Source organism: Vibrio sp. 2433-A1, assembly GCF_056726085.1.
The window spans coordinates 1-12,765 of the sequence record NZ_JBRESC010000017.1; the positions used below are offsets into that span (position 1 = coordinate 1).

Annotated in this window: 10 protein-coding genes and 1 rRNA gene; 3 read left to right on the plus strand and 8 right to left on the minus strand. The window is 45.5% G+C overall.

Annotated elements, in window-relative coordinates; all coding sequences use genetic code 11:
• The 4 genes from ACU01J_RS16245 to ACU01J_RS16260 all read right to left on the minus strand — a co-directional run.
• A 16S ribosomal RNA gene (locus ACU01J_RS16245) occupies nucleotides 1–125 on the minus strand; the annotation flags it as partial.
• A gap of 543 nt (nucleotides 126–668) precedes the next feature.
• Entirely contained in the window at nucleotides 669–1,196 is a 528-nt protein-coding gene (gene hemG, locus ACU01J_RS16250) for a menaquinone-dependent protoporphyrinogen IX dehydrogenase (RefSeq protein ID WP_481086669.1), read from the minus strand.
• 9 nt (nucleotides 1,197–1,205) lie between these two features.
• The gene (locus tag ACU01J_RS16255; RefSeq protein ID WP_481086670.1) at nucleotides 1,206–2,663 is read right to left on the minus strand and encodes a TrkH family potassium uptake protein; all 1,458 of its coding nucleotides are present in this window, start codon (nucleotides 2,661–2,663) and stop codon (nucleotides 1,206–1,208) included.
• A 51-nt stretch (nucleotides 2,664–2,714) separates the two neighbouring features.
• A complete protein-coding gene (locus ACU01J_RS16260) occupies nucleotides 2,715–3,332 on the minus strand; it encodes a YigZ family protein (protein WP_481086671.1) in 618 nt (205 codons plus the stop codon).
• A gap of 266 nt (nucleotides 3,333–3,598) precedes the next feature.
• Between ACU01J_RS16260 and fadB the strand changes: the two genes are divergently transcribed.
• Together fadB and fadA are read left to right on the plus strand one after the other, a co-directional pair.
• A complete protein-coding gene (gene fadB / locus ACU01J_RS16265) occupies nucleotides 3,599–5,770 on the plus strand; it encodes a fatty acid oxidation complex subunit alpha FadB (RefSeq protein WP_481086672.1) in 2,172 nt (723 codons plus the stop codon).
• A gap of 15 nt (nucleotides 5,771–5,785) precedes the next feature.
• Nucleotides 5,786–6,961, plus strand: coding sequence for an acetyl-CoA C-acyltransferase FadA (gene fadA, locus ACU01J_RS16270; protein ID WP_481086673.1), 1,176 nt, complete (start codon nucleotides 5,786–5,788; stop codon nucleotides 6,959–6,961).
• A 122-nt stretch (nucleotides 6,962–7,083) separates the two neighbouring features.
• Here the strand turns inward: fadA and punR are convergent, their stop codons facing one another.
• Entirely contained in the window at nucleotides 7,084–7,995 is a 912-nt protein-coding gene (gene punR, locus ACU01J_RS16275) for a DNA-binding transcriptional activator PunR (protein WP_481086674.1), read from the minus strand.
• Between the two features lie 151 nt (nucleotides 7,996–8,146).
• Between punR and punC the strand changes: the two genes are divergently transcribed.
• Nucleotides 8,147–9,346 (plus strand): purine nucleoside transporter PunC, encoded by a 1,200-nt coding sequence (gene punC / locus ACU01J_RS16280; protein WP_481086675.1) that lies wholly within the window; start codon nucleotides 8,147–8,149, stop codon nucleotides 9,344–9,346.
• A 61-nt stretch (nucleotides 9,347–9,407) separates the two neighbouring features.
• Here the strand turns inward: punC and glmU are convergent, their stop codons facing one another.
• The 3 genes from glmU to atpD all read right to left on the minus strand — a co-directional run bounded on the left by glmU (nucleotide 9,408) and on the right by atpD (nucleotide 12,762).
• On the minus strand, nucleotides 9,408–10,769 hold the full coding sequence (glmU, locus tag ACU01J_RS16285) for a bifunctional UDP-N-acetylglucosamine diphosphorylase/glucosamine-1-phosphate N-acetyltransferase GlmU (RefSeq protein ID WP_134836147.1): 1,362 nt from the start codon (nucleotides 10,767–10,769) through the stop codon (nucleotides 9,408–9,410).
• Nucleotides 10,770–10,917: 148 nt separating this feature from the next.
• Entirely contained in the window at nucleotides 10,918–11,340 is a 423-nt protein-coding gene (locus ACU01J_RS16290; RefSeq protein ID WP_481086676.1) for a F0F1 ATP synthase subunit epsilon, read from the minus strand.
• Nucleotides 11,341–11,358: 18 nt separating this feature from the next.
• The gene (gene atpD, locus ACU01J_RS16295; RefSeq protein ID WP_481086677.1) at nucleotides 11,359–12,762 is read right to left on the minus strand and encodes a F0F1 ATP synthase subunit beta; all 1,404 of its coding nucleotides are present in this window, start codon (nucleotides 12,760–12,762) and stop codon (nucleotides 11,359–11,361) included.
• Nucleotides 12,763–12,765 lie beyond the last annotated feature (3 nt).

The window sequence follows — 12,765 nt, forward strand, 5'->3', positions numbered from 1 at the left end:
CACCCGTCCGCCGCTCGACGCCCTTAACGTTCCCCGAAGGTTCAGTTAAGTCGTTTCCGCTCGACTTGCATGTGTTAGGCCTGCCGCCAGCGTTCAATCTGAGCCATGATCAAACTCTTCAATTTAAAAGTTTTGATTCCCTAAATTAATAGGGTAAGGCTTAATGAATACTGACTTCAAAACTACTGTGTAATTTTAAAGCTATCATCGTTCCAACAGAACGATAATGAATTGACTGTGCCAAATAACATCTCTCTATAAAGAAAGTCATTATTTGTATTGGTCACTTCGTTTCATTGAAACCTAATTTGAAGCCTAAGCTTCTAATTGGATTATCATCAACGAGTGCCCACACAGATTGATAGGTTTACATTGTTAAAGAGCTTTTCGACTTGAGCCCTGCTCAAATCGGACGGCCATTTTAGCGAGTTGAAGTTTAGTGTCAACCACTTTTTCAAACTTATTTTCAAGCGTTTCCGCTTAGCTAATTGACCTCGCTAACTGGGCTTTCATTCTCTTCGAAACCTAAGCTTCGATGGGTTCCCGTGTCAGCGAGGTGGCATTATAGAGATTGCGATCACATTGGCAAGCCCTTTTTCACGTTTTTTCTTACTTTTTTATCGTTCGGACAAATTTGCATCAAAAGCATTCAAAAGAGCACGTTATTTCTACAGTTCTTTAAACTTATCAGCAAAAAGAGCCACTTTTTCCCAATTGGTATACTCCACCTCTTTGGACGTATCCGTTTCCCCGCCAGTCATCGACATAATAAATTTAATCATCGTTCTATCAAACCAGTTATAACGCGGGTAATAGAGAGCACCAGCAAATACCCCGATTAATTGGGGGTGCCACGGAGATTTGTTAAGGAACGTCTTTATATAAGCACTGCCTTCAGGGGTATCTTTACCCTGTTCTTCTTTACGCGCGGTAAGATTAACGCAAAAGAACGCCACTTTATTACCTTCTAGATGAGACTGGTTCTTGGCAATAAACTGGTAAAGCTTTTTATTTAGGTGACCATAACGTATCGATGCACCGATAAGAACCTTCTCGTAATGGGAGAAGTCAATGTCAGTCGCTGTGTGCAGATCCACGACTTCACATTCCAACTCAGTAAGTTGCTCTTCTATATAATGTAGGATTTTTTTGGTCTGACCTTCACGGCTAGAGTATAAAAATAGCGCTTTCGCCACGTAATCTCCTTAGCTACGCCAAAACGTCGGCGTAAGTAATATTAATAAGGTAAATATTTCTAGTCGACCAAACAGCATCGAAACAATCAGCACCCATTTGGCTTTATCGTTAACGTCACCAAAGTGCAGAGCAACTTCACCTAATCCTGGTCCTAAATTATTTAACGTTGCTGCTACCGCTGAAAAGGCGCTTAGCTCATCCATCCCCGTAGCGATAAGCCCTAACATACAAACTACAAACACTAACGCGTAAGCAGAGAAAAAACCCCATACCGCATCGACCACACGTTGTGACAGGGCGCTGCCGCCAACTTTAATGGTGTAAACCGCTCTCGGGTGGACTAAGCGCTTCAACTCACGCACACCTTGTAATGTCAGTAGCAAGATACGAATCACCTTCATGCCACCACCTGTTGAACCTGCACAACCACCGATAAACGATGAGAAAAGCAATAACACAGGCAAAAACAAAGGCCACTCAGCAAAACCAGTGGTCGTAAAGCCCGCCGTTGTTGATATTGATACAGTTTGGAATAGCGCCTGGTCGAAAGCCTCATAAACCGTGTCATATGAGTGATGATTAAGAAGGATTAGGAAACACACCACAAACAGCAACACTTGAATAAAGACGAATGCGCGAAATTCGGGATCTTTCCAATAATATTTAGGATGAACACCACCAGATGCAAAGGCGGCAAAGTGAAGTGAGTAGTTACATGCAGATATCAGCAAGAACACCACGGTAATCATATTAATAGCGTAACTATCAAAATAGCCAATACTGGCATCATGAGTTGAAAAACCACCAATCGCGATAGTAGAAAAACTGTGCCCTATCGCATCAAATGGCGACATGCCGGCTAACCAAAAGGCAACCGCACAAGCTATCGTCAAACTTAAATAGATATACCACAGCGCTTTTGCCGTTTCGGCAATCCTTGGTGTCATCTTGGAATCTTTAACTGGTCCCGGAATTTCAGCACGATAGAGCTGCATACCACCGATACCAAGTACAGGTAAAATAGCCACCGCGAGAACGATGATACCCATACCACCGAACCACTGCAGAAACTGACGATAGAATAAAATCGCCTTAGGAAGATCATCTAGGCCGACAATCACTGTCGCGCCCGTAGTGGTTAATGCAGAGAAAGATTCAAAGAACGCATCAGTTACAGAAACATTAGGGTTGTCCGCAATGAGAAATGGCAAAGAGCCAGCACTACCCAGCACGGTCCAAAATAGCACTACAATCAAAAATCCATCACGCGCTTTTAACTCATGCTTGTGTCGACGGTTGGGAAACCAGCAAACGACACCACAGAAAAGTAGTACGAAGAAAGTCGTAACAAAGGGTACACCAGCACCATCTCTATAGATCAACGCCACCAATGCAGGAGCGAGCATAGAGATACTGAATAAGGCTAGTAGTAGCCCTACGATGCGAATAATAGAACGAAACTGCATGAATAGATGATGTGTGAAGCGTAGCTTCCGACTTCCTGATTATCTTTATCTTTAATCCAAAGCGGTAATATGTACCTTGGCGCCACTTTTATTGATGATTGTCTGAGAAAAGTCACTCACTTGACGTAATTCGATTTCAACCACCATTTTTACCAGTTCGCTATATTCAGCACTGACTTCTACAGCACCAAATTGTGGGCATAGGGACTGAACAATAGGCATAAACCCATAGTCTAACTCCAGTAGTAGATTTGTGGTTATTTTTTTCTCAATAGTTTGAAGCGTCTTTAATGCTTGTTGTACGCCACCACCATATGCTTTAACCAAACCACCCGTTCCAAGCTTAATTCCACCGGAGTAACGGGTTACCACCGCAGTAATCTCACCGACCCCTGAGCCAGAGAGCTGTGCCAAAATAGGCTTTCCCGCAGTGCCAGAAGGCTCACCGTCATCACTGAATCCCCACTTCATAGAGTCTTCAGGTCGACCAGCAACAAAACCCCAGCAGTTATGCCTTGCATCCGAATGTTTGGTTTTAATTTCTTCAACAAGCGCTTTTGCCGCCTCGATTGAAGGAGTACGAGCAAGGTAGGTGATAAAAAGGCTTTTCTTTATCTCTTCTTCAAACTGAGTTGGTAAAGCTGGAACCAAATAGGGCTGGTCATTCATGGTGTTATTTCATTTCTCGCAATGCTTGCAGTTTAGCATGAGAGTGATTTCTGCGTCGCCTAAGATCTGTTCAAGTGCACAATGTTAAACAGTTGTTTAAAAAATGTATTGAATTTAACCTCCAGCAAGTTCACACTAAAATCACTGGTCAAACCAGAACAAAAATAATACCACTTTCCTAGATAGACGCGAGCCTCTCCACGTTGAGAAACACACAGCTCGCCGCTATACACACAATCAAAGATTGTATGTCACGGAGATAGACAATGATTTACCAAGCCGAAACCCTACAGGTAAAGGAATTACAAGATGGCATTGCTGAGCTCAGCTTCTGCGCTCCTCAATCAGTCAATAAGCTCGACTTAGCGACGCTAGAGTCTCTTGATAAAGCTCTCGACGCACTTAGCACCCACTCATCACTAAAAGGGCTACTGTTAACCTCAGATAAAGATGCCTTCATTGTAGGTGCAGATATTACCGAGTTCCTTGGCCTTTTTGCTAAGCAAGAATCAGAGCTCGATGAATGGCTAAGATTTGCTAATAGCATCTTCAATAAATTAGAAGACTTACCCGTACCCACTATTTCAGTGCTAAAAGGCCATACATTGGGTGGTGGTTGTGAGTGTGTACTTGCTACTGATATGCGCATTGGTGATAAAACCACCAGCATTGGTCTACCTGAAACAAAACTCGGCATTATGCCCGGCTTTGGCGGTTGTGTTCGTCTACCTCGTGTTATTGGTGCTGATAGCGCTATGGAAATCATCACTCAAGGTAAAGCTTGCCGAGCAGATGAAGCGCTCAAGATTGGTTTACTCGACGCGATTGTCGACACCGCAGTATTAAAAGAGTCAGCAATCCAGACTCTTAACCAAGCGATCAACGAAAAACTGGATTGGAAAGGTCGTCGTAAGCAGAAAACCTCAGCCCTATCATTGAGCAAACTTGAGTCGATGATGAGCTTCACCATGGCAAAAGGTCTTGTGGCACAAAAAGCGGGGCCTCATTACCCTGCCCCGATGACAGCGGTTATTACCATTGAAGAAGGTGCGCGCTTTGCTCGTAATGAAGCACTCGATATTGAGCGTAAGCACTTCGTCAAACTGGCGAAATCTGAAGAAGCAAAATCACTGGTTGGCCTATTCCTAAACGACCAATACATCAAAGGCATTGCAAAAAAAGCTGCGAAATCAGCAAGTAAAGATACTCAGCGTGCAGCTGTGCTTGGTGCAGGTATTATGGGTGGCGGCATCGCTTACCAATCCGCACTGAAAGGTGTACCTGTGCTAATGAAAGATATCGCGCAACCATCACTTGATCTCGGTATGACTGAAGCGTCAAAGCTGTTAAATAAACGTCTATCTCGCGGTCGTATCGACGGTTTTAAGATGGCTGGTATTCTTGCATCGATTACACCAAGTCTTCACTACGCAGGAATTGAACAATCAGATGTCATTGTCGAAGCGGTGGTCGAAAATCCAAAAGTGAAAGCTGCGGTACTTAGCGAAGTAGAATCTCACGTTAGTGAAGATACCGTTATCACATCAAACACCTCGACAATTCCAATTAATTTACTGGCGAAGTCACTAAAACGCCCAGAAAATTTCTGTGGTATGCACTTCTTCAACCCAGTACACCGCATGCCATTGGTTGAGATTATCCGTGGTGAGCACACTTCTGATGAAACCATCAACCGCGTCGTTGCTTATGCCGCTAAAATGGGCAAGTCCCCTATCGTTGTTAATGACTGCCCTGGCTTCTTTGTTAACCGTGTACTGTTCCCATACTTTGGCGGTTTCAGCAAACTGCTCAACGATGGTGCAGACTTCACCAAAATCGATAAAGTGATGGAGCGTCAGTTTGGTTGGCCAATGGGCCCTGCCTACTTACTTGATGTGGTCGGTATTGATACTGCTAACCACGCGCAAGCTGTCATGGCACAAGGTTTCCCAGAGCGAATGGGTAAACAAGAGAAAGACGCGATTGATGCACTGTTTGAAGCCAACAAATATGGTCAGAAAAATGGTAGCGGTTTCTACAGCTACAGCGTCGACAAACGCGGTAAGCCAAAGAAAAGCTTCGATGACAACATCCTACCTGTACTAGCCAGCGTATGTAATGAGAGACAAGCGTTTGATGACCAGACCATTATTGAGCGTATGATGGTACCAATGATCAATGAAGTCGTGTTGTGTCTGCAAGAAGAGATCATTGCTTCTCCTCAAGAGGCGGACATGGCGCTAGTTTATGGTCTCGGCTTCCCTCCTTTCCGTGGTGGTGTGTTCCGCTATCTAGATAGCATCGGTATTGATAACTTTGTTGAGATAACGAAGAAATATGCTGATTTAGGTGCGATGTACCAAGCTCCACAAATGCTAATTGATATGGCGGCTAAAGGCGAAAGCTTCTACGGCACACAACAGCAAGGTTCTATCTAAAGAGGGATTCCAAAAATGACTAATCAAACAAGAAATGTTGTCGTAGTCGATTGTCTACGTACTCCAATGGGTCGCTCTAAAGGGGGCGCTTTCCGTCATACTCGTGCTGAAGACCTATCAGCACATTTGATGAAAGGTATCCTTGCTCGCAACCCGCAAGTAAACCCAAGCGAAATCGAAGATATCTATTGGGGCTGTGTTCAACAGACGCTAGAGCAAGGCTTCAACGTGGCGCGTAACGCAGCTCTTCTCGCTGGACTGCCAATTGAGATTGGTGCCGTGACGGTAAATCGCCTGTGTGGCTCATCAATGCAAGCCCTGCATGACGGCACTCGTGCCATCATGACTGGCGATGCTGAGATTTGCTTAATTGGTGGTGTCGAGCATATGGGTCACGTACCCATGAATCATGGTGTCGATTTCCACCCAGGCATGTCAAAAACTGTCGCTAAAGCCGCAGGTATGATGGGCTTAACCGCAGAGATGCTCGGTAAGTTGCATGGTATCAGCCGCGAGCAGCAAGATGAGTTTGCCGCACGCTCTCATGCTCGTGCACACGCGGCGACCGTAGAAGGCCGTTTTAAGAACGAAATCCTACCGATTGAAGCTCATGCTGCAGACGGTACGCTATTTACTCTTGATTACGATGAAGTGATCCGCCCTGAAACTTCAGTGGAAGGCTTATCTCAACTTCGTCCAGTGTTTGATCCTGCAAATGGCACGGTAACAGCAGGTACATCATCAGCGCTGTCTGATGGTGCTTCCGCAATGCTGATCATGAGTGAAGAGAAAGCCAACGAACTCGGTTTGAAGATCCGAGCTCGTATTAAAGGCATGGCGATCGCTGGCTGCGATCCATCCATCATGGGTTATGGCCCTGTCCCTGCTACGCAGAAAGCCCTCAAGCGTGCCGGCCTATCGATTGAAGATATGGATGTAATTGAGCTCAACGAAGCGTTTGCCGCGCAATCTCTTCCTTGTGCGAAAGATCTTGGCCTGCTCGATGTGATGGATGAAAAGGTCAACCTTAACGGTGGTGCTATTGCACTCGGTCACCCACTGGGTTGCTCGGGTTCACGCATTTCAACAACGCTAATCAACCTTATGGAAGACAAAGATGCCAAGTATGGTCTAGCGACTATGTGTATTGGCTTAGGTCAGGGGATCGCGACAGTTTTCGAACGCCCATAAGTTGAACATCAGAATAAAATGCCCGCAGCAAAGCGGGCATTTTTTTATTGGTTGCTAGAAAGCTTATCTTCTAGCTCAATAACACCGGCACTCGGTGATTTATTATGGCCTCACTCCAGAAGCTAAGGCTGTCGCGCTTGAATCCAATCTTGATACAATTGGTCGCTGGAGCCTAAGTAGTCGACCATCCACTCAATCATTTTGTGGCTGTCATCTTTACGCCACACCAAACAGCACTGACTAAGAGGCTTCTCTTCTGGCAATACCTTCTCAACCAATACACCTTCAGTAATTAGCGGCTGAGCGATATGCCGAGGCATGTAACCGACACCAATGCCATTTTTTAAACACTCGATTGCACTGTACCAATTGGGTAGTAGTAACCTTCGCTGTTTGGCGTAGTGTCCTGTATGGCGCTTGGGCAACACACTTGAAGTGTCATCTAAACAAATAGCCGGAAACTGACTAACATACGCCTCATTTAAATGCTGCTGACGAACACATGGGTGAGCAGGTGACATAACAAAGGCCCAATCCAGTACACCCATATCTCTCACTTCAAAGTCACCACCAATAGGAATAGCAGAAGTTGCACCAATCACGATGTCCGCACGTTCTTGGGCAATCGCTTCCCAAGAACCGTTAAACACCTCCATATTGATCTGCAGCTCTGCAAACTCAAACTGTTGGTAAAAACTCTCAACCATAGGTTTAAGCTTGTCGAGTTTAACCACATTATCTAGGGTCAGCTTTAGAGTCGACTGCCAACCATGCGCGGCGCGGCGAGTTTGTGACTTCAAATCTTCCATTTGTCGCAATAGCATTCGCGCTTCAGCAATAAACAGCTCCCCAGCAGGAGTGAGCTCTACCTTACGTGGCAAACGGCGAAATAAAACCACATCAAGTTCTTGCTCAACCTGCCTCACTCCATAGCTGATAGCAGAAGGGACCTTATGTAATACGTCAGCTGCTGCAGTAAAACTACCTAGTCGAGCAACAGTATCCAACATCTCTAGCGAAGATTTTGAAAACATTTTCTATCCATCAAAAAATTTGATTAATAACTAATAATTTTAGCGTTTCTAATTCTAAGAATCGAAAAATAGAATGGCAAGGTAAATAAATCAGGGTCAAAACAAACTGATACTGATTAATTAATGATTAAATTATTTGATTGGAAAAATCATGACAATTTCTAAACTACAACTCGTTTACCTTGCTGCGCTCTCTATGCTGGGCTTTATTGCCACTGACATGTACTTACCAGCATTTAAAGCAATGGAAGTCGACTTTGTTACAGGTCCCGAGTACATCGCCCTTTCACTGACCGTGTTTTTGGTTGGCATGGCGATTGGCCAACTCCTGTGGGGGCTGGCATCAGACAAATTTGGCCATCGAAACACACTTGCCGCTGGTTTAACCCTTTTCACTCTTGCCTCGTTCGGGCTAGCATTTAGCGATCAAGTATGGCAACTACTCACACTCCGTTTTGTTCAAGCGATCGGCGTATGTGCCCCAGCGGTGATATGGCAAGCAATGGTCATCAAACGCCACGCTAATCAAAGCCAGCAAATTTTCGCCACTATCATGCCATTAGTGGCTCTATCACCAGCCCTTGCCCCTCAGCTAGGCGTACTGCTTGCCGACAATTTTGGTTGGCATAGTATCTTTGTTGCACTGACGATCATGGGTGTATTGCTGTTTGCGGTAACTATGGCGCAGAAAAGTGAGTCAACCACAACGAAACCAACATCAGTCTCTAATGATATTAAAGCTCTGATTGGCTCCAAGACTTACCTTGGTAACGTGTTGATGTTTGCTACAGCATCTGCTGCTTTCTTTGCTTACTTAACTGGTATGCCGGAAATCATGGCTCAGTTAGGCTATGCTGCAAAAGATATAGGCCTAAGCTTTATTCCGCAAACTATTGCATTTATGGTGGGTGGCTACCTAGGTAAAGTCGGCGTGAAAAAGTTTGGGGATGAGAAGGTACTTCGTCAGCTGATTGGCCTATTTAGTGTAGCCTCTCTGCTGATCTTTATCGCTTCTCAGTGGCAATTGAGTTCTATTTGGCCAATCTTAGCGCCATTCTGTTTGATTGCTGTGGCTAACGGCGCTCTGTATCCGATTGTCGTTAACCGTGCACTTGCAAGTGCTAAGCAGAGCCCTGCGACCGCAGCAGGCTTACAAAACAGCCTGCAAATCAGTGTCAGCAGCCTATCAAGTGCGCTTGTGGCAGCGATGGCTAGTCAAGCTCAAGTAGTAACTGGTTTTGCCATCATCATCTGTATGGCAGGACTATGGGCTGGCTACATTCTTTCCAACAAAGAGCTATCAAAGCACTTCAGTACACCTGATAACTCACGTGTGGTCAGTGATGAGTAAACAATAAATATAAAAGGCCCTAGCATGTTCGATGCTAGGGCCTTTTTACTATTCTAAGCGATTACTTTTGTTTAACAGGTCGCTGCCAACCAGTAATTTTACGCTCTTTCGCGCGAGTAATTACTAACTCACCTTCCGCGACATCTTTAGTCAATGTGGTACCCGCACCAACGGTTGCGCCATCGGCTACCGTTACCGGAGCCACCAGTTGACAGTCAGAGCCAACAAACACATCGTTACCAATAGTGGTCTTAAACTTATTCGCACCATCGTAGTTACAAGTGATCACGCCTGCACCGATGTTAGTGCGCTGACCGATTTCTGCATCACCAAGATAGGTTAGGTGGTTAGCCTTTGAACCTTCACCGATACGTGCATTCTTCACTTCAACAAAGTTGCCTACGTGAGAGTCATTGCGCATCTCAGCTCCTGGACGAAGACGAGTGAATGGACCAACGGTACACTCTTCACCAACGGTCGCACCCTCAATCACACTGTATGGACGAACCACAGTATTGTCATCGATTTCACAGTCTTTTAGCACACAGCCTGCACCAATAACCACGTTATCACCAAGTGATACTTTACCTTCAATGATCACGTTAGCATCGATTTCACAATCCATACCACATTGCAGTTCGCCACGCAGATCAAAACGTGCCGGATCACGTAGCATCACACCTTGCTCAAGCAACTTCTGCGCTTGCATAGACTGGAACGCACGCTCTAGACGAGCAAGCTGAGCTCGGTCATTCACCCCTTCCACTTCAATAGGGTTTACCGGGTGAACCGCTTCTACTGCGCGACCCTCGTCGTGAGCGGCGGCTATTACGTCAGTTAAATAATATTCACCTTGGGCATTTTCGTTGTTTAGCCCGGCAAGCCAACGTTTCAGATCACCGCCAGTAGCAACCATCACACCAGTATTGATCTCTTTGATAAGCTTTTGCTCATCTGTCGCATCTTTTTGTTCTACGATCGCAACCACAGGGCCATTACGACGTACAATACGGCCGTATCCCATTGGGTTATCTAGTACAACTGTTAATAGCGCGATACCACCATTAGGCTGAGCATCTAGCAAGTTCTCAATCGTCTCCTCAGAGATCAACGGAACATCACCGTAAAGTACTAAGATCTTTTCATCATCTTCAAATTGAGGCGATGCTTGATCCACTGCGTGACCCGTACCCAACTGCTCAGCCTGAAGTACCCAATTTACGCTCTCTTCAGCAAGCTTAGCTTGCATTTGATCACCGCCGTGACCGTAGACCAGATGAATATTCTGCGCACCTAAGCCATTACAAGTATCGATAACATGCTTTGCCATCGGTTTGCCGGCTAAAGTATGCAGTACCTTTGGCATATTAGAATACATGCGAGTACCTTTACCCGCCGCGAGAATGACCGCGCTAAATTTCATTAGGTTACCTATATAGACGTTGTATTAAAGCTGAGAGGTATTCTAGACACTAATCGAGGATTAGTTAATCGAATGGGTTAAATTTCTAGTAAAAAATAAGCAAAAAGGCGGTCATATGACCGCCTTTATTTTTATAACAACTTGTCGATTATCGACGTCGCTGTGTCAGCTCGATAACTCGTAGCTGAGCAATGGCTTTAGCCAGTTCACTAGCCGCTTGAGCGAAGTCCATATCGCCATGCTGATTCTGAATTGCTTCTTGAGCACGACGTTTAGCTTCTTCAGCCTTAGCTGCGTCCAGTTCATCACCACGGATAGCAGTATCAGCCAGTACAGTCGCTGTACCCGGCTGAACTTCTACCATACCACCAGAAACATAAATAAATTCCTCGTGGCCGTGCTGCTTAACAAGTCGCACCATACCAGGCGTGATAGCGGTTAGCAGCGGAGTGTGGCCGTGGTAAATACCAAGCTCACCTTCGCTACCGGTCACCTGAAACGTTTCAACTAGGCCAGAAAAGATTTTCTTCTCTGCGCTAACTACGTCTAAGTGAAAGGTTATTGCTGCCATATCGCCTCCTAGTTAGCCTTATAGCTTCTTCGCATTCTCGATAGCGTCTTCAATTGCACCACAGTACATGAAAGCTTGCTCTGGAATGTCATCGTAATCACCAGCCAGTAGACCTTTGAAGCCACGTAGAGTCTCTTTAAGCGCTACGTAAACACCTGGGTCGCCAGTAAATACTTCTGCTACGTGGTAAGGCTGAGTTAGGAAACGTTCAATCTTACGTGCACGAGATACAACTTGCTTATCGTCTTCAGATAGCTCGTCCATACCTAGAATAGCAATGATATCTTTCAGCTCTTTATAGCGCTGAAGAGTCTGCTGAACGCCACGTGCAATATCGTAGTGCTCTTGACCTACAACTAGAGGGTCAAGCATACGAGATGTTGAATCTAGTGGGTCAATTGCTGGGTATAGACCCATTGCAGCGATGTTACGGTTAAGTACAACCGTTGCATCCAAGTGCGCGAACGTTGTTGCTGGAGACGGGTCAGTCAAGTCATCCGCTGGTACATATACCGCCTGTACTGACGTGATAGAACCAGATTTTGTTGACGTGATACGCTCCTGAAGTACACCCATCTCTTCTGCAAGAGTTGGCTGGTAACCTACCGCAGAAGGCATACGACCTAGAAGTGCTGATACTTCTGTACCTGCAAGCGTGTAACGGTAGATGTTATCTACGAACAGTAGAACGTCACGACCTTCATCACGGAAACGCTCTGCCATTGTTAGACCAGTCAGTGCAACACGTAGACGGTTACCTGGTGGCTCGTTCATCTGACCGTAAACCATCGCTACTTTAGACTCTTCAGGATTCTCAACGTTTACAACGCCCGCTTCCTGCATCTCAAAGTAGAAATCGTTACCTTCACGAGTACGCTCACCAACACCTGCGAATACTGATAGACCAGAGTGTTGTAGTGCGATGTTGTTGATAAGTTCCATCATGTTAACGGTCTTACCTACACCTGCACCACCGAATAGACCGATTTTACCACCCTTAGCGAATGGACAAACTAGGTCGATTACTTTAACGCCCGTTTCTAGAAGTGCGATCTCGTTTGATTGCTCTTCGTAGCTTGGTGCTTCACGGTGGATAGAGTAAGTCTCTTCCGCACCGATTTCACCACACTCATCAATCGCATCACCAAGTACGTTCATGATACGACCAAGGGTCTTAGTACCTACTGGTACTGAAATTGGAGCGCCTGTATTTACTACTTCAACTCCACGACGTAAACCATCAGAGCTACCCATTACGATACAACGAACTACGCCACCGCCTAGCTGTTGCTGAACCTCAAGAACTAGACGCTCTTTTGAGTCCGTTACGTTTAGAGCGTCGTATACACTTGGTACATCGCTCTGTGGGAACTCTACGTCGACTACTGCACCGATGATCTGTACGATCTTACCTGTAGCCATCGT

What these genes read in the sequence shown, in the direction of transcription:
- ACU01J_RS16255 (WP_481086670.1), bottom strand. Translation starts at nt 2,663, where the DNA reads ATGCAGTTTCGTTCTATTATTCGCATCGTAGGGCTACTACTAGCCTTA.
- ACU01J_RS16260 (WP_481086671.1), bottom strand. Translation starts at nt 3,332, where the DNA reads ATGAATGACCAGCCCTATTTGGTTCCAGCTTTACCAACTCAGTTTGAA.
- fadB (WP_481086672.1), top strand. Translation starts at nt 3,599, where the DNA reads ATGATTTACCAAGCCGAAACCCTACAGGTAAAGGAATTACAAGATGGC.
- fadA (WP_481086673.1), top strand. Translation starts at nt 5,786, where the DNA reads ATGACTAATCAAACAAGAAATGTTGTCGTAGTCGATTGTCTACGTACT.
- punR (WP_481086674.1), bottom strand. Translation starts at nt 7,995, where the DNA reads ATGTTTTCAAAATCTTCGCTAGAGATGTTGGATACTGTTGCTCGACTA.
- punC (WP_481086675.1), top strand. Translation starts at nt 8,147, where the DNA reads ATGACAATTTCTAAACTACAACTCGTTTACCTTGCTGCGCTCTCTATG.
- glmU (WP_134836147.1), bottom strand. Translation starts at nt 10,769, where the DNA reads ATGAAATTTAGCGCGGTCATTCTCGCGGCGGGTAAAGGTACTCGCATG.
- ACU01J_RS16290 (WP_481086676.1), bottom strand. Translation starts at nt 11,340, where the DNA reads ATGGCAGCAATAACCTTTCACTTAGACGTAGTTAGCGCAGAGAAGAAA.
- atpD (WP_481086677.1), bottom strand. Translation starts at nt 12,762, where the DNA reads ATGGCTACAGGTAAGATCGTACAGATCATCGGTGCAGTAGTCGACGTA.